Here is a 16658-nt window from a genome sequence, read left to right on the forward strand (position 1 = left end):
ATACGCTCTGCGCCATGCAGCAGTCGATCGTCGCCACCCCCGCCGGGGACGCCCGGCTCCACTGGTTCCGGGCGCCGGCCCCGCGGGCCGTCCTGCTCCTCGGGCACGGCGCGGGCGGCGGCGTCGAGGCACCCGACCTGCAGGCCCTGGCGGCGGCGCTCCCGGCGGCCGGCGTCACCGTCGTCCTGGCCGAGCAGCCCTGGCGGGTGGCCGGCCGCAAGCTCGCGCCCGCCCCGAAGACCCTGGACGCCGGCTGGCCCGCGCAGTTCGCCGCCGCGGCCGCCGAGGGCCTTCCGGTGTACGCGGGCGGCCGCAGCGCCGGGGCCCGGGTCGCCTGCCGCACCTCGGCCGGCCTCGGCGCGGCGGGCGTGCTGGCGCTGGCGTTCCCGCTGCACCCGCCGGGCCGGCCGGAGAAGAGCCGCGCCGAGGAACTGCTCGGCACCGGCCTGCCCACCCTGGTGGTGCAGGGCGGCGCGGACGCCTTCGGCACCCCGGAGGAATTCCCGGCGCTGCCGGACACCCACCGGCTGGCCGAGGTGCCGCACGCCTCGCACGCCTTCAAGGTCCCGAAGAAGGCCCCGCTGGGCCAGGACGAGGCGCTGGCGCTGATCACCGGCGCGGTCGCCGGCTGGCTCTGACGGCGCGGCCGGAGCCCGGGAATGTCCGGGCGGCGGGCGGGGTTGCACGAGTCGTCAGAACATGCCCCCGGTGGAAAGGCAGCGTCCATGGGTTCGATCGCGTGCCCCGAACGGTCCGAGGAGCGGGCTGCCCAGGCGGCTTCGCTGGTGCCGGACTGGTCGAAGTGGGTTGTCGCGGGCGAGAAGCCGGTCAGCCCTATATCCTCGCTTCCGGGTCGGCCCGTGGTGGGCCGGACCCTGCTGACCGAGGAGGTGGGTCCGGTCGTCGGGACCGATGACGCGGCCGTGTCTGGTGCTTCGGGCACCGACCAGGGCCGCCCGGAGGGCGAGCAGCTCACCGGCGACGAACTGGCCGAGGTGATCGGCGAGGACACCTTCCGGGTGTCCGAGAGCGAGAGCGAGGAGGCCAGGCGCGAGCGCTTCGAGCGGGACGCCCTGGGCTACCTCGACCCGATGTATTCGGCGGCGCTGCGGATGACCCGCAACCCGGCCGACGCGGAGGACCTGCTCCAGGAGGCGTTCGCCAAGGCGTACGCGTCGTTCCACCAGTTCCGTGAGGGCACCAACCTCAAGGCCTGGCTGTACCGCATCCTCACCAACACGTTCATCAACTCGTACCGCAAGAAGCAGCGCGAACCCCAGCGCACCGCGGCCGAGGAGATCGAGGACTGGCAGCTGGCGCGCGCCGAGTCGCACATGTCGACGGGGCTGCGCTCCGCCGAGGCGCAGGCGCTCGACCACCTGCCGGACAGCGATGTGAAGGACGCCCTGCAGGCCATCCCGGAGGAATTCCGGATCGCGGTGTATCTCGCGGACGTCGAGGGCTTTGCGTACAAGGAGATCGCGGACATCATGGGTACACCCATCGGTACGGTGATGTCCCGACTGCACCGTGGCCGCCGCCAGCTGCGCGGCATGCTGGAGGACTACGCCCGCGAGCGGGGGCTGGTCCCGGCCGGTACCGGTGCAGGGCAGGAAGCGAAGGGCGCGGGCTCATGAGCTGCGGCGATCCGCACGAGACCGAGTGCGGAGAGGTGCTCGACCACCTCTACGAATTCCTCGACAACGAGATGCCCGAGGGCGACTGCGCCAAGCTGCGGGTGCACTTCGACGAGTGCTCCCCGTGCCTGGAGAAGTACGGCCTGGAGCAGGCGATCAAGGCGCTGATCAAGCGCTCGTGCGGCTGCGACGACACACCGTCCGACCTCCGGTCGAAGGTGCTGGCCCGGATCGACTCGATCCGCGCCGGCCAGCGCGCCGGCGACGGCTCGGTGGTCGAAGTGACGGCCGTCGGCGTGGAGATGACGGTGGAGGGCGCGGCCGGTCACGGCTCCGCCGTCGCCACCGCGGAGTGAGCGCTCACTCGATCGGGTGAGCTGTCGCTGCTCCGGCTGCGGCAATCCGCGATCGTGCGTCCCGTCCGGGTGGCCGGGCCCTATTCTCTGACGAGTCCTCACGTCGGAGGGCCCGGTACGGGCTGGGGAGGCCGAGATCGCCAGCGAACGCGAACGCGAGCGCAGCGCGCTGACGGGGCGGGCCGTGGCCTACCTGACCGCCGTGACGGCGGCGGCGATCGCCGTACTGCTGCCGCTGGCGGCCGTCGCGCCGCACCTCGACTGGCCCCGGATCGGGCTGCTGGCCCTGCTGCACCTGTGCCTGGAATCGCTCGCCCAGGGCGCCCGCACCCCGTGCGCCCGGGTCTGGCGGTGGCTGCGCGGCCGGCCCGCGCCGGACGGCCCGGCCGACCCGCGCGGCAGCGGCTTCTTCCCCGTGCTGTTCGCGGGCGTGCTGATGCTGCCGCCCGCCGCCGCGGCCCTGGTCGCCCTGCCCGGCGCACTGCTCGGACCCGCCGCACCGCCGCGCGCGCTGCGCCGGATCTGGAACGCCGCCCAACTGGCGCTGGCCGCCGCGGCCAGCGCCGAAGTGTTCCGGCTGCTCGGCGGCAGCCGCCTGCTGCTCGGCACCCGCTTCCCCGACGCGGCGTTCGGCGCGCTCGCCGCGATCCTCACCTTCTGCCTGGCCAACGGGCTGCTGGTGGCCGGCATGGTCCGGCTCACCTGCGGGGCGGCCGGGCCCGGCGCGATGCGCAAGCTCCGCCGGGCCGCCCCCGCCGCGCTGCTGCACGGCGCCGGCGGCCTGATGGTCGCGGTGCTGTGGCAGGGCCCGTACGGCGCGTTCGCGGCCGTGCTCGGACTGCTGCCGCTCACCATCACCGCCTGGCTGTCCGCCCAGGGCCACCGCGAGCGGTCCGCGCACCGGGCCACCGTGCAGGCCCTGGTGCAGGCCGTCGAGATCAAGGACGCCTACACCCGCGGCCACAGCGAACGGGTCGGCCGGGCCTCCGTGCTGATCGCCCGTCAGCTCGGCCTCGCCGAGGACCGGATCCGCACCCTGCACTTCGCCGGCACCCTGCACGACGTCGGCAAGCTCGCCGTCGCCACCGAACTGCTGCGCCGCAACGGGCCGCTGACCTGTGCGGAACGGCGCGCCGTGGAGGTCCACCCGGTGTTCGGGCACGAGCTGGTGCGGCAGCTGGACTTCCTCGGCGAAGGACGCGACGGCATCCTGCACCACCACGAGCGGATGGACGGCCGCGGCTACCCGCACGGCCTGACCGGCGACCGGATCCCCGAGTTCGCCCGGATCATCTCGGTCGCCGACGCCTTCGACTCGATGACCTCCACCCGCTCCTACCGGCGCGGCCGGCCCGTCCAGGAGGCCGTCACCGAACTGGAGCGGTGCGCCGGCAGCCAGTTCGACCCGGTCATGGTGCGGGCCCTGGTCGACGCCGTCGCCGAACACGGCTGGCAGCCCGAACCGCCGCCGCCCGGCGGCTGGGACGGCGAGGTGCCGGACATCCCGCTCGGCGTGCCCGAACCGGCCCGGCTCCCGCAGCAGAGCGGACAGGGCCTGCCCGCCGGCGGGGCGACGTGACCACCCGGCGGCCGGGACCGGCCGACCTGCTGCACGGCGCGGCCGTCCTGCTCGGCGGCGGCGCGGTCGTCCACGTCCTCGCCGCCGACTCCGACCAGCCCCGGGTGGCCATCGCCTTCGCCGCCCTGATCGCACTCGGCCAGTGCGCGGGCGGCACCCTGCCAGGCGACCGCGAACCCGCGCCGGTGGCCACCGCCGTCGCCCTCGCCTACGCGCTGCTCGGCCCGCTGCACGGACTGCCCACCGCGCACGGCGTGCTGCAGGCCGCCGCCGTCACCGCCATCGGCACCGGCGCCGGCCTCGCCGCACAGCTCGCCGGGCGGGCCGCGCTCGCCGCCGTCCGCCGCCGGCCGCGCACCCCGCTCGGCGGGCTCGACGCCGCCGCCCGCCGCCTGGTCACCGTCTCCTTCGCGGCCCTGCTGTTCCAGCCGCTGTACGACTCCGGCGCCACCGACCGGCTGTGCGGCCCCGCGTACGGGGCGCTGCTGGCCGCCGTCGCCGCGCTGGCCGCGCTCGGCGACGCCGTGCTCGCCGCCGCCCAGCAGCGGGCCCGCACCGGCCTCCGCTACAGCGCCGCCCTCGACGACCAGCTGCGCGCGCTGCTCGGCATCGGCTCCGCGCAGGTCGCCACCGGCCTGCTGCTCAGCCTGCTGGCCGGCGAGGCCGGACTGTGGGCGCTGCCGGTGTTCTGCGTGCCGCTGCTGCTCGCCCAGGCCTCGTTCCGGCGGGCCGTCGAGGTCCGGGCCACCACCGGGCAGACCATCGAGACGCTCGCCCGGGCCACCGAGATCGCCGGCTACACCACCCCCGGCCACGCCCGCCGGGTCGCCGACACCGCGTGCGCGCTCGGCCGCGAACTCGGCCTCGGCAGCCGGGAGCTGACGCTGCTGGAGTACGCCGCGCTGATGCACGACATCGGCCAGCTGTCCCTCGTCGAACCGGTGCCCGGCGGGGCCACCGCGCTGCTGCCCGACGGCGAGCAGCAGCGGATCGCCCGGCTCGGCAGCGAGGTGATCCGGCGCACCGGCGTGCCCCGGCAGGTGTGGCAGCAGGTCGCCCGGCTCGCCGACCCGTGCCGGCTCGACGACGGCCGCCACGACCCCACCCTGCCGCTGGCCTCCCGGATCATCCGGGTCGCCAACGCGCACGACGACCTGCGCACCGCGGCCGCCGACCGGCCCCGGGCCGGCGCCCTCGACCCGCTCGACCACCTGCGCCTGGACGCCGGCCGCGGCTACGACCCGGTGGTGCTCGACGCGCTCGCCCGGCTCGGCCGCCGCGGGCACCGTGCCGCCCGCTGCCGCCCCGCGGCCTGAGCGCCGGAGCGGCCCGGCGGACTGAATGGCCGCGCGGGGCGCGCGGCCCGCGGCAGGCGTGGTTGGATGCGGTCGTGGCGGGAAGACCCGGAGGCGGGGCGACCCGGTGACGACCGACGGCAAGGGACCAACGTGAGGATCTTCCACCGCGCACGGCACCGTCCGTCGGCGACCTGGCGGCAGACCACCGACCGTGCGTTCACGCTGATCGGCGACGGCCGGTACGAGGACGCCGGGGCGCTGCTGGTGATGGCGGCCGACCTGGAGCCGTGGCTGTCCGACTCGTGGTTCAACCTGGCCCTGCTGCACAAGTTCCGCCGCGACTGGGAGCAGGCCCGCAGCGCAGGCCTGCGCGCCGTCGCCCTGCTCGACCGCTCGCACGGCGCCCCGGACTGGTGGAACCTCGGCATCACCGCCACCGCCCTGCAGGACTGGCCGCTGGCCCGCCGCGCCTGGCAGGCGTACGGGCTGCGGCTGCCCGGCGGGCCGGCCGTCGACGGGCCGATCGAACTGGACCTCGGCACCACCCCGGTGCGGCTGTCCCCGGACGGCGAGTCCGAGGTGGTGTGGGGCCGGCGCCTCGACCCGGCGCGGATCGAGGTGCTGTCCATCCCGCTGCCGTCCTCCGGCCGCCGCTGGGGCGAAGTGGTGCTGCACGACGGCGCGCCGCACGGCGAGCGGGTCGCCGACGGCGTCGCCTACCCGGTGTTCGACGAGATCGAGCTGTGGGCGCCCTCCCCGGTGCCGACCTGGGTGGTGCTGCTGCAGGCCGCCACCGCCGCCGACCGGGACGCGCTGGAAAAGACCGTCGCCGACGCCGGGTACGCCGCCGAGGACTGGACGTCCTCGGTGCGGCTGCTGTGCCGCACCTGCTCGGAGAGCCGGATGGCCATCGACGACGGCCACACCGCGCACCACGACCCGCACGACGACGGCGACCCGCTGCACCCCGGCCACCTCAGCCACCTCAGCCAGGGCTCGGCCGGCGGCCCCTGGCAGATCGAACGCGAATGCGGCATCGCCGCGCCCGCCGGGCTGGTCCGCTCCCTGCTGGAACGCTGGGCGGCGGCCTCCCCGGCCACCCGCGCCTACCGGGACCTCGAAGAGGTGTGCTGACCCGGCGCGGGGCCGCGCCCCGTACCCTGGACCGGTACACCAGCCGGACGCGGACGGAGCGGAAGCAAGCGATGGCCGAGCACCACGACCACGAGCACGACCACGAGCACCAGGACCCGGAGGTCCAGCAGGTGGTCGGCGACCTGCCCGACCTCGGCAAGGGCACCGCCCGGCCGATCACCGTGGTCGGCAACCCGGTGCTGCACCGCGAGACGCAGACCGTCACCGCCTTCGACGACGAGCTCGCCACGCTGATCGACGACATGTTCCAGTCGATGTACGCCGCCGAGGGCGTCGGCCTGGCCGCCAACCAGATCGGCGTCGACCTGAAGGTCTTCGTCTACGACTGCCCCGACGACGAGGGCGTCCGGCACGTCGGACACGTCGTCAACCCGGTGCTGGAGGAGCTCCCCGCCGGCCGCCGGATGCTGGACGACGGCCAGGAGGGCTGCCTGTCGGTGCCCACCGCCTACCAGGAGCTGGCCCGCCCCGGCTGGGCCGCCGTCACCGGCCAGGACAAGCACGGCAACCCGATCCGGGTCGAGGGCACCGGCTTCTTCGCCCGCTGCCTCCAGCACGAGACCGACCACCTGTACGGCTACCTGTACATCGACCGGCTCTCCAAGCGCGACCGCAAGGACGCCCTGCGGCAGATGGCCGACGGCACCCCCAAGTACGCCACCGTGCCCAACGACTGACGGTCCGTCAGCCTGTTCGAAGGGGGTCGCGCCCGCGGGTGCGACCCCCTTCGGCGTGTCCGGATCCGGCGGGTGTGTCGGGCCCGTCCGGCGGGGGAGCGGCCGCTAGTGTCCGCGAGCACGGGGACCGAACCGGGCGAGGGGCTGGCGGATGCGCAGGCTGTGGCGGGCGGCGGGACGGATCGGCGCGGTGGCGCTGACCGTGGCGGGAACGGGCGGCTGGACGGCGGCCGCCGACCGGGCCGCGGAGAAGCAGGTGGCGTACCGGGGCGTGCAGGTCCGGGTGCCCGCCGGGTGGCCGGTGGTCGACCTGGCGGCGGCGCCGCGCACCTGCGTCCGGCTGGACGTCAGCGCCGTGTACCTCGGCACGCCCGGCGAGGACCAGGACTGCCCCGCGCACCTCGCGCCCGGCCGGGCGGACGGGCTGCTGATCGAGCCCGCCCGCACCGGACGCGGCGCGGCCGCCCCGGAGACGGTGACGCCGGGCCGGCGGATCCCGCAGCGGATCGTCGCGGACGCCGCCGCCGGGCACCAGCTGCGGGCCCGGCTCGGCGGCACCGGCCTGGAGGTCACGGCCGGCTGGGCCACCGACCCCGGCCGGGTGCGGCGGATCCTGGAGACCGCCACCGCCGGCCCCGTCACCGCCGAGGACCCCGCCGCGGACGCCCCGGCCGGCGGCGCCGCGCCGCGCACCGACGTCGCCGGCTACGCCTTCGACCGGTGCGCCGCCCCGTCGGCCGCCGCGATGCGGGCCTGGGCGGCGTCCTCCCCGTACCGGGCGGTCGGGGTGTACATCGGCGGGCCCTCGCAGGCCTGCACCGCCCCCGGCGCGGACTGGGTCGCCGCCCGGGCCGCCGAGGACTGGGCGTTCATGCCGATCTACGTCGGGCACCAGGCCGCCCGCGGCAACCTGCTGGTCGACGCCGACCCGGCCGTCGCGGGCCGGCAGGGCACGGACGCCGCCGACGACGCGGTCCGCAAGGCCGAGGGCCTGGGCTTCCGGCCCGGCGCGGTGCTCTACAACGACATGGAGAACTACGACCGGGACCGGTACCGCGACCGGGTGCTCGCCTACCTGGCCGGCTGGACGCGGCAGCTGCACGCCCGGGGCTACCGCTCCGGCGTCTACACCGGCGGGTCCAGCGGCGTGCCCGACCTGTCCGCCCGCTGGGGCGACGCGGGCTACCCGGAACCCGACGTGCTGTGGTCCGCCGCCTGGAACTCCCACCACGACGTCACCGACGCGGGCATGGGCCTGCCCGCCGGCGCCGGCCAGTGGACCGGCGGGCGGCGCGCCCACCAGTACGCGGGCGACGTCACCGAGACCTACGGCGGCGTCGCCCTGGACATCGACGCGAACTACCTGGACGTCACCTCGCCGGCCGGCGCCGACGGCCGGCTGCTCCCCGGCCGCCGGCTCACCGCCGGCCGGAGCACCGGCAGCGCCACCGCGACGCTGACCGTGCAGCCCGACGGCGAGCTGACCGTCCGGCCGCGCGGCGGCGGCCGGACGCTGTGGTCGGCGGGCACCGGCGGCAACCCGGGCGCGTTCGCGGTCCAGCAGGACGACGGCAACCTGGTGGTCTACCGCCGCGACGGCGGCCCCGGCGCGGGCGGCGCGCTGTGGTCCACCGGCACCTGGCACAGCCCGGGCGCGTACGCGGTGCTCCAGGACGACAGCGAGCTGGTGGTGTACGGGCGCGACGGCGGCGCCCTGTGGTCCACCGGCATCCGGGACTGAACCCCGCCGCACGCCCGAGGGCCGCACCCCGGAACCCGGGGTGCGGCCCTCAGTTGCCGACGGTCCGTCGGGTGCGGCCTAGAAGTCGTCGTCGAAGGAGACCGAACCCTCGACGGCGACCTGGTACGCGGAGACCCGGCGCTCGAAGAAGTTGGTCAGCTCCTGGACGTTCTGCAGCTCCATGAACCCGAACGGGTTGGTCGAGCCGTAGCGGATCGGCAGGCCGAGGCGGGCCAGGCGCTGGTCGGCGACGGCCTCCAGGTACTGGCGCATCGAGGCGGTGTTCATGCCGGGCAGGCCCTCACCGCACAGGTCCTGGGCGAACTGGAGCTCGGCCTCGACGGCCTCCTCCAGCATCTCGGTGACTTGCTTGGCCATCTCGTCGTCGAAGAGGTCGGGCTCCTCCTCGCGGACGGTGTCGACCACGGAGAACGCGAAGTCCATGTGCATCGACTCGTCGCGGAACACCCAGTTGGTGCCGGTCGCCAGGCCGTGCAGCAGGCCGCGGCTGCGGAACCAGTACACGTAGGCGAACGCGCCGTAGAAGAACAGGCCCTCGACGCACGCCGCGAAGCAGATCAGGTTCAGCAGGAAGGCCCGCCGGTCCTCCTTGGTCTGCAGCGAGTCGATGTGGTCGACGGCGTTCATGTACTTGAAGCAGAACTTGGCCTTCTGCGCGATGGAGGGGATGTTCTCCACCGCGGCGAACGCCGCCGCCCGGTCGTCCGGGTCGGGCAGGTAGGTGTCCAGCAGCGTCAGGTAGAACTGGACGTGCACGGCCTCCTCGAACAGCTGCCGCGACAGGTAGAGCCGCGCCTCCGGGGAGTTGATGTGCTTGTAGAGGCTCAGCACCACGTTGTTCGCGACGATCGAGTCACCGGTGGCGAAGAACGCGACCAGCCGGCCGATCATGTGCCGCTCGCCCTCGGAGAGCTTGGCGAGGTCGGCGACGTCGGAGTGCAGGTCCACCTCCTCCACGGTCCAGGTGTTCTTGATCGCGTCCCGGTACCGGTCGTAGAACGACGGGTAGCGCATCGGACGCAGCGTCAGCTCGAAGCCCGGGTCGAGCAGCATCTTCTTCTGGTCTTCGGAGCTCATTACTGGCACGCCTCGCAGGACTCGGGGTTCTCCAGGGAGCAGGCGATGGCGTCCTGCTCGGCCTGGCTGAGGGTCGGGGTCTGCACCGGCACGGGAGCGGCGGTGCGGGCGGCGCCCGACGCGGCCTGGGCGATCCGGGTCGCCGGGCGGGAGCGCAGGTAGTAGGTGGTCTTCAGACCGACCTTCCACGCGTACGCGTACATCGAGGACAGCTTGCCGATGGTCGGCGCCGCCATGAACAGGTTCAGCGACTGGCTCTGGTCGATGTACGGCTGCCGGGCGGCGGCCAGGTCGATCAGCGCGCGCTGGGGCAGCTCCCACGCCGTGCGGTACAGCGAACGGACGCTCTCCGGCAGCCACTTGAAGTCCTGCACGGAGCCGTTGGCGTCGCGCAGCGCGTCCCGGGTCTGCTGGTCCCAGACGCCGAGCTCCTTCAGCTCGCGCACCAGGTACGGGTTGACCTGGAGGAACTCGCCGGACAGGGTCTCGCGCTTGAACAGGTTGGACACCTGCGGCTCGATGCACTCGTAGACGCCGGCGATCGACGCGATGGTCGCGGTCGGGGCGATGGCGAGCAGCAGCGAGTTGCGCAGGCCGGTGTCGGCGATCCGGGCGCGCAGCGCGTCCCAGCGCTCGGCCCACTGCGGGGCGGCGCTGCCGCTGTGCTCGTCATTGAAGAAATGGTCGATGTGCAGCTGGCCGCGGGCGGCCCGGGTCTCGCCGTACGCCTCGTGGCGGCCGAACTGCTCGGCCAGGTCCGCGGAGCGCTCGTACGCGGTGAGCATGATGCGCTCGGCGATCAGGGTGGACAGCGCCTTCGCCTCGGCGGAGTCGAAGTCCAGCCGCAGCTTGAAGAAGACGTCCTGCAGGCCCATCACGCCGAGGCCGACCGGGCGCCAGCGCGAGTTGGACGCGCCGGCCTCGGTGGTCGGGTAGAAGTTGATGTCGATCACGCGGTCGAGGAAGGTCACCGCGGTGCGGACGGTGGCGTCCAGGCGCTCCCAGTCCATCGCGCCCAGCAGGTCGTCCGCCGAGGCGCCCGGGGCGACGTGCGCGCCCAGGTTGACCGAGCCCAGGTTGCAGACCGCGGTCTCGGAGTCGTCGGTGACCTCCAGGATCTCGGTGCACAGGTTCGAGGAGTGCACCGTGCGGCCCGGCAGCGCGGTCTGGTTGGCGGCCCGGTTGGAGGCGTCCTTGAAGGTCATCCAGCCGTTGCCGGTCTGCGCCAGGGTGCGCATCATCCGGGCGTACAGGGTCTGCGCGGGGATGGTGCGCACGGCCTTGCCGGCCAGCTCGGCCTTGCGGTAGGCCTCGTCGAAGTCGGCGCCCCACAGGTCGACCAGCTCGGGCACGTCCGCCGGGGAGAACAGCGACCAGTCCTCGTTGGCGTTCACGCGGCGCATGAACTCGTCCGGGATCCAGTGCGCCAGGTTCAGGTTGTGGGTGCGGCGGGCCTCTTCGCCGGTGTTGTCGCGGAGCTCCAGGAACTCCTCGATGTCGGCGTGCCAGGTCTCCAGGTACACGCAGGCCGCACCCTTGCGCCGTCCGCCCTGGTTGACCGCCGCCACGGAGGAGTCCAGGGTGCGCAGGAACGGGACGATGCCGTTCGACTTGCCGTTGGTGCCGCGGATCAGCGAGCCGCGGGAGCGGATCCGGGAGTAGGACAGGCCGATGCCGCCGGCGTGCTTGGACAGCCGGGCGATCTGCGCGTAGCGGTTGTAGATCGAGTCGAGGTTGTCCAGCGGCGAGTCCAGCAGGTAGCAGGAGGACATCTGCGGGTGCCGGGTGCCGGAGTTGAACAGCGTCGGGGAGCTGGTCAGGTACTCCAGGCGGCTCATCAGCCGGTACAGCTCGGCGACCTCGCGCACCGACTCCTCGGTGGCGCCGACCGCCAGGCCCGCGGCGACGCGCAGCAGGAAGTGCTGCGGGGTCTCCACGACCTTGCGGGTGATCGGGTGCCGCAGCAGGTACCGGGACTGCACGGTGCGCAGGCCGAAGTACTCGAAGCGGTCGTCGCCGGAGGCGTCGATCAGCGAGTCGAACAGGGCGGCGTGGGCGGCGACCAGCTCGGCCGTCGCGTCGCCGATCAGGCCCTCGGCGTGGCCGACGGCGATCGAGTCGGAGAACGAGGCGACGCCCTGGGTGGCGGCCTCGTCGGCGATCTCCATCGCCAGCAGGCGGGCGGCCAGCTTCGAGTACTGCGGGTCCTCGGCGATCATCGACGCGGCGGCCTCCACGGCCAGCCCGCGCAGCTCGGCGAAGTCCGAGCCGGCGTGGCGGCCGCGCAGCGCGGCGGCGGCGACGTGGCCGGGGTCCACCTGGGGGAGGTCGGTGCTGCGGTCGGTGAGCAGCCGAAGCAGCGCCGCACCGGGGTCGGTGAAGGCGTCGGCGGATCCCTGGGACGGCAGGGTGACTGAGGCGGCGACGGTCAAGGCGCACTCTCTCCTGTGGCGGCGGCGGACGTGGCTCGGGGTGTCCGGGACCGCACGCGGCCAGGGGAGGGCAGCACGAAGGAACGACAACGCATTCCGGCGCGCGAAGACCACCCCCGGTCCGCCCGCGAGACCGGACGGCAAAGCAGTGCTGCATGGCGTCTGCGGGGATGCCGTGTCGCACACCGTCGGCAGGTCCTCGGACTGCGCGGGCGTCGCTACAGCCCGCTCACCGTTGCGGGGCAGTCCCGGATTCGCACCGGATTCCCCTGCTTCGACAGCGAGGTCGAGCATACATGTTGTGGCGGCTGGAGCTGGCGGCCCCAGATGTAGTAGCGCGTGTCGTGTCGGAGGTGCCGCGCGTAGACAACGGAAACCGTGCCGGAACCGCCTCAGAACCGCATCGAGTAGACCATCAGGTCCACCCCGGGGGCCGCCGACCAGTCCCGCCCGGGGGTGCGGAGGAAGCCCAGAGCATCGTAGATCCGGTGCGCCGCGGTCATCGTCGGCCGGGTGGAGAACGCCATCCCGGCCAGTCCGAGTTCCCGGCTGCGGGCGATCGCCGCGGACACCAGCGCCCGGCCGACGCCGCGGCCGCGGGCCGCCGCGCCGACCGCCAGCATCCGGATCTCGCCCTCGTGCGGCAGCGCGACGTCCGCCCACGGGGTGCCGCCCACCGCGAAGGTCACGCAGCCGAGCACCGGCCCGTCGGCGCCGTCGACGGCGACCAGCAGCTCGGCCTCCCGGTTGCGCCGGGCGGTGTCCCGAAGGAGGTCGACGTAGCCGGAGTCGGGGCGGGTGTGGCCGTCGCCGACGAAGGCTTCGACGGCGACCTCGCCGGCTCCGGCGAGGTCGCGGTCGAGGGCGCGGCGGACGAGCGGGCGGGGGTCGGACGGGGAGAGCATCCGGCCAGTGTGCCGGACCGGCGGCGGCGCGGGTCGGCCAGGTCGGGGTCGAAGGGGTAGCCGGTCGGCCGGTGCCGGTCGGCGCGGCCGGTCCGGCCGTTGCGGTCCAGGTCGCGGCCGACCAGGACGCCGAGGAGTCCGAAACTGCCGATGAGGCCCAGCAGGGCGAGCGCGGTGGTCATGGCTCCACTGTCCGCGCCGCCGCCCCCCGCCACGAGTGGCAGGAACGCAGCATTGCCACGAAATCCTGCCACTGCCATGCTGGGTGGATGCTGAAGAACGTCGCGGTGATCGTGCTGGAGGAGATCCACCCCTTCGAGCTGGGCGTGGCCTGCGAGGTGTTCGGCCTGGACCGCAGCGAGGCCGGCCTGCCGGTCTACGAGTTCGGCCTGGTCGGCGACCGCCCCGGGCCGATGCGCACCCACGCCGGCTTCGACGTCCAGGTGCCGTACGGCCCCGAGCGGCTCGCCGAGGCCGACCTGGTGATCGCCACCGCCACCGGCATCCGCGACCGGTACCCGGAGGCGCTGTGCGAGGCGCTGCGGGCCGCCCACGACCGCGGCGCCCACCTGCTGTCGATCTGCTCCGGCAGCTTCCTGCTCGGCGCCGCCGGCCTGCTCGACGGCCGCCGCAGCACCACCCACTGGCAGTACGCCGACCTGATGGCCGAGCGCTTCCCGCTGACCACCGTCGAACCCGACGTGCTGTACGTGGACGACGAGCCGGTGATCACCTCGGCCGGCACCGCCGCCGGCATCGACGCCTGCCTGCACCTGGTGCGCAAGCTGCAGGGCGCCGAGGTGGCCCGGGCGATCGCCCGCCGGATGGTGGTCGCCCCGCACCGCGACGGCGGGCAGGCCCAGTTCGTCAACCGCCCGCTGCCCGAGGGCGACGGCGACTCGCTGGCCGGGGTGCTGGAGTGGATGCGCCACCACCTCGACCGGGAGACCAGCGTGGACGACCTCGCCCGGCACGCCCACATGTCCCCGCGCACCTTCGCCCGGCGCTTCCAGCAGGAGACCGGCACCACCCCGCACCGCTGGCTGACCGGCCAGCGGGTGCTGTTCGCGCAGCGCCTGCTGGAGTCCACCGACGAGACCGTGGACGCGGTCGCCGCCCGCTGCGGCTTCGGCAACGCCGCCACCCTGCGGCACCACTTCGGCCGCCGCCTCGGCACCACCCCGCAGGCCTACCGGCGGGCCTTCGGCGGCCCCGGGCGGACCGCCGAGCGGCAGCCCGCCTGACGGCCCCTCAGGACAGGTGCCCGGTCTGGTTCCAGGACGCCGGCCGCAGCCGCCCCTCGCGGGCCCGCCACACGCTGGTCGAGCAGTTGGCCACCGGCGCCAGCGCCAGCAGCTCGTCCTCGCCGAGCCGGTCCAGCACGTGGCGGAGCATCAGCACCGTGCAGTCGTGGGCGACCACCAGCACCGGCCGGCCGGCCTCCTCGTCGTTCAGGTCGCGCAGCAGGCCGCGCACCCGCAGCGCCACGTCCAGCCAGGACTCGCCGCCGGGCGGCCGGTAGTACAGCTCGCCCATCCGCCGGCGGCGCTCCGCCTCGGCGGGGTGGTCGCGCTCGATGGCGGCCTTGGTGAGCATCTCCAGCACGCCCAGCTCGCGGTCGCGCAGCCGCTCGTCGTGGCGGACCGCCAGGCCCACCGGGACGGCGCCCAGGCCGGCCGCCTCGGCGAGGGCGATTCTGGCGGTCTCGGCGGTGCGCACGTACGGGGAGCACCACACCGAGCGGGGCCGGTCGGCCGGCGGCAGGGCGGCCCACCAGCGGCCCAGGTCGCGGGCCTGGGCCTGGCCGCGCATGGACAGCGGGATGTCGGCGTCCCGGCAGGTGATCGGGACGGACAGCGCGCCGGTGGAGTCGGCGTGCCGGAACTCCACGTTGGCGGTGGACTCGCCGTGCCGGGTGGCGATCAGGACCGAGGGCAGCCGCCGCCCGCCGTCGGCCTGCGTGCGGTGCCCGGTGCGTACCGTGGTGAGGTCGGTCATTGGCGGTGGCTCCCCGTTGTCGGTGCTGCGAGTGGTGGTGTCCGTCTCTCCCGGTCTCTCCCGAAAAGGGCTGTCATAACAGATGATCGCGCCGTCACCCCAGTGTCGATCGAGGCAACGGCGCGACCCAAGGGCGCATGCGGGGGCGGGTTGCGCCCCCGCACGCGTCAGTGCGCCAGCGTGGGCTGCGGGGCCTGCTTCACGGCCTCGTCGCCGGCCTCCGCGGAGTAGTCGGCCCGCGAGGTCTCGTCGGTCCCCTCCGGGGCCTTCAGGGCCCGCAGGACCAGCGTCAGCACCACCGCGACGAGCACGTTCAGCACGAACCCGGTCAGGCCGATGTAGCCGATCTCCCCGATCACCGGGATCTTCGCCGCCGACCCGCCGAAGTGCTTGGTCGCCGGCGAGGCCACCCCGTACGCCCGCCAGGTGCCGTAGACCATGCCGACCGCCCAGCCGGCCAGCAGCGCCCAGCGGTGGAACCACCGGGTGAACAGGCCCGCCACCAGCGCCACCGCGGTCTGCAGGATCCACACGCCGCCCAGCAGCTGCATGTTGATCGCCGCCTGCTTGTCCATCACCAGCACGAACGCCAGCGCGCCGACCTTCACCAGCAGCGAGGCGATCTTCGCCACCCGGGTCTCGTCGGCCGGCGTGGCGTCCGGCTTCAGGAACTCCTTGTAGACGTTGCGGGTGAACAGGTTCGCCGCCGCGATCGACATGATCGCGGCGGGCACCAGCGCGCCCACCCCGATCGCCGCGAACGCCACGCCGGTGAACCAGCTCGGGAACATGTCCGCGAACAGCTGCGGCACCGCCAGCTGCGCGTTGAACTTCTTCTCGCCCTTGCCCACCCCGGCCGCGATCGCCATGAAGCCCAGCAGCGCCAGCAGGCCCAGCATCAGCGAGTACGTCGGCAGGATCGCCATGTTGCGGCGCACCGTGTTCCGGGACTTCGCCGCCAGCACGCCCGTCACCGAGTGCGGGTACATGAACAGCGCCAGCGCCGACCCGAACGCCAGCGTCGCGTACGCCCACTGCCCGGTCGGCCCGGTCACCAGCGACCCCGGGGACTTCCCGGTCGCCGGATCGGGGGTGAACTTGTGCGCCGCCGCGTCGAAGATGTGCCCGTAGCCGCCCAGCCGCATCGGAATGTAGATCACCGCGACCAGGATCACGATGTACACCAGCGCGTCCTTGACGAAGGCGATCAGCGCCGGCGCCCGCAGACCCGACGAGTAGGTGTACGCCGCCAGCACGCCGAACGCCACGAACAGCGGCAGGTCCTGCAGGAACCAGTTCCCGGTGCCGCCCACGCCCAGCACGTCCAGCACCGCCTGGATGCCGACCAGCTGCAGCGCCACGTACGGCATGGTCGCCAGGATGCCGGTCAGCGCCACCGCCACCGACAGGCCGCGCGAGCCGTAGCGGCCGCGCACGAAGTCCGCCGGCGTCACGTAGCCGTGCACCCGCGACACCGACCACAGCCGGGGCAGGAACAGGAACACCAGCGGGTACGCGATGATCGTGTACGGCACCGCGAAGAAGCCCGCCGCACCCGTCCCGTAGACCGCGGCCGGCACCGCGATGAACGTGTACGCGGTGTACAGGTCGCCGCCCAGCAGGAACCAGGTGATCCAGGTGCCGAAGCTGCGGCCGCCCAGACCCCACTCGTGCAGGTGCTGCGCGTCGTCCGCGCGGCGCCAGCGGGAGGCCAGGAAGCCCATCACGGTGACCAGGGCGAAGAACAGCAGGAAGACCGTCATGGCGGTCCAGTCCACGTGC

General features: G+C 74.1%; 14 protein-coding genes and 1 riboswitch. Of the genes, 9 read left to right on the forward strand and 5 right to left on the reverse strand.

Features of this window, described 5'->3' with window-relative positions; all coding sequences use genetic code 11:
* Window positions 1–14: 14 nt before the first annotated feature.
* From KCH_RS22975 to KCH_RS23010, 8 genes are all read left to right on the forward strand, one after another.
* Window positions 15–638, forward strand: a complete 624-nt coding sequence (locus KCH_RS22975; protein WP_035865809.1) for an alpha/beta hydrolase family protein — start codon at window positions 15–17, stop codon at window positions 636–638.
* Window positions 639–890: 252 nt separating this feature from the next.
* Window positions 891–1637 carry a sigma-70 family RNA polymerase sigma factor gene (locus tag KCH_RS22980; protein WP_035873329.1) on the forward strand — a complete coding sequence of 249 codons (747 nt, stop codon included), beginning with the start codon at window positions 891–893 and terminating at the stop codon, window positions 1635–1637.
* Window positions 1634–1993, forward strand: coding sequence for a mycothiol system anti-sigma-R factor (gene rsrA, locus KCH_RS22985; protein ID WP_035865812.1), 360 nt, complete (start codon window positions 1634–1636; stop codon window positions 1991–1993). The genes KCH_RS22980 and rsrA overlap by 4 nt, the downstream gene beginning before the upstream one ends.
* Window positions 1994–2177: 184 nt before the next feature.
* Window positions 2178–3572 carry an HD-GYP domain-containing protein gene (locus KCH_RS22990; RefSeq protein WP_035865814.1) on the forward strand — a complete coding sequence of 465 codons (1395 nt, stop codon included), beginning with the start codon at window positions 2178–2180 and terminating at the stop codon, window positions 3570–3572.
* The gene (locus KCH_RS22995; RefSeq protein ID WP_035865816.1) at window positions 3569–4888 is read left to right on the forward strand and encodes an HD-GYP domain-containing protein; all 1320 of its coding nucleotides are present in this window, start codon (window positions 3569–3571) and stop codon (window positions 4886–4888) included. The genes KCH_RS22990 and KCH_RS22995 overlap by 4 nt, the downstream gene beginning before the upstream one ends.
* A gap of 132 nt (window positions 4889–5020) precedes the next feature.
* On the forward strand, window positions 5021–6004 hold the full coding sequence (locus tag KCH_RS23000; RefSeq protein ID WP_035865819.1) for a tetratricopeptide repeat protein: 984 nt from the start codon (window positions 5021–5023) through the stop codon (window positions 6002–6004).
* A 71-nt stretch (window positions 6005–6075) separates the two neighbouring features.
* Window positions 6076–6702 carry a peptide deformylase gene (gene def / locus KCH_RS23005; RefSeq protein ID WP_035865822.1) on the forward strand — a complete coding sequence of 209 codons (627 nt, stop codon included), beginning with the start codon at window positions 6076–6078 and terminating at the stop codon, window positions 6700–6702.
* Between the two features lie 151 nt (window positions 6703–6853).
* On the forward strand, window positions 6854–8443 hold the full coding sequence (locus KCH_RS23010) for a glycoside hydrolase domain-containing protein (RefSeq protein WP_051653361.1): 1590 nt from the start codon (window positions 6854–6856) through the stop codon (window positions 8441–8443).
* Window positions 8444–8521: 78 nt separating this feature from the next.
* Here the strand turns inward: KCH_RS23010 and KCH_RS23015 are convergent, their stop codons facing one another.
* The 3 genes from KCH_RS23015 to KCH_RS23025 all read right to left on the reverse strand — a co-directional run bounded on the left by KCH_RS23015 (window position 8522) and on the right by KCH_RS23025 (window position 12878).
* Window positions 8522–9541: a ribonucleotide-diphosphate reductase subunit beta gene (locus KCH_RS23015; protein ID WP_035865825.1), complete on the reverse strand. Its 1020-nt coding sequence runs from the start codon at window positions 9539–9541 to the stop codon at window positions 8522–8524.
* Entirely contained in the window at window positions 9541–11973 is a 2433-nt protein-coding gene (locus KCH_RS23020) for a ribonucleoside-diphosphate reductase subunit alpha (RefSeq protein ID WP_035865827.1), read from the reverse strand. The genes KCH_RS23015 and KCH_RS23020 overlap by 1 nt, the downstream gene beginning before the upstream one ends.
* 173 nt (window positions 11974–12146) lie before the next feature.
* A riboswitch (cobalamin riboswitch) is annotated at window positions 12147–12273 on the reverse strand.
* A gap of 92 nt (window positions 12274–12365) precedes the next feature.
* A complete protein-coding gene (locus KCH_RS23025) occupies window positions 12366–12878 on the reverse strand; it encodes a GNAT family N-acetyltransferase (RefSeq protein ID WP_035865830.1) in 513 nt (170 codons plus the stop codon).
* A gap of 269 nt (window positions 12879–13147) precedes the next feature.
* Here KCH_RS23025 and KCH_RS23030 point away from each other — a divergent pair, with 269 nt between their 5' ends.
* Entirely contained in the window at window positions 13148–14122 is a 975-nt protein-coding gene (locus tag KCH_RS23030; RefSeq protein WP_035865832.1) for a helix-turn-helix domain-containing protein, read from the forward strand.
* Between the two features lie 7 nt (window positions 14123–14129).
* Here KCH_RS23030 and KCH_RS23035 read toward each other — a convergent pair whose 3' ends face one another.
* Window positions 14130–14876 carry a histidine phosphatase family protein gene (locus KCH_RS23035; protein ID WP_051653362.1) on the reverse strand — a complete coding sequence of 249 codons (747 nt, stop codon included), beginning with the start codon at window positions 14874–14876 and terminating at the stop codon, window positions 14130–14132.
* A gap of 167 nt (window positions 14877–15043) precedes the next feature.
* Window positions 15044–16639, reverse strand: a complete 1596-nt coding sequence (gene mctP / locus KCH_RS23040) for a monocarboxylate uptake permease MctP (RefSeq protein WP_035873348.1) — start codon at window positions 16637–16639, stop codon at window positions 15044–15046.
* Between the last annotated feature and the right edge of the window lie 19 nt (window positions 16640–16658).

The sequence above is a fragment of the Kitasatospora cheerisanensis KCTC 2395 genome (assembly GCF_000696185.1).
Classification (GTDB): Bacteria; Actinomycetota; Actinomycetes; order Streptomycetales; family Streptomycetaceae; genus Kitasatospora; species Kitasatospora cheerisanensis.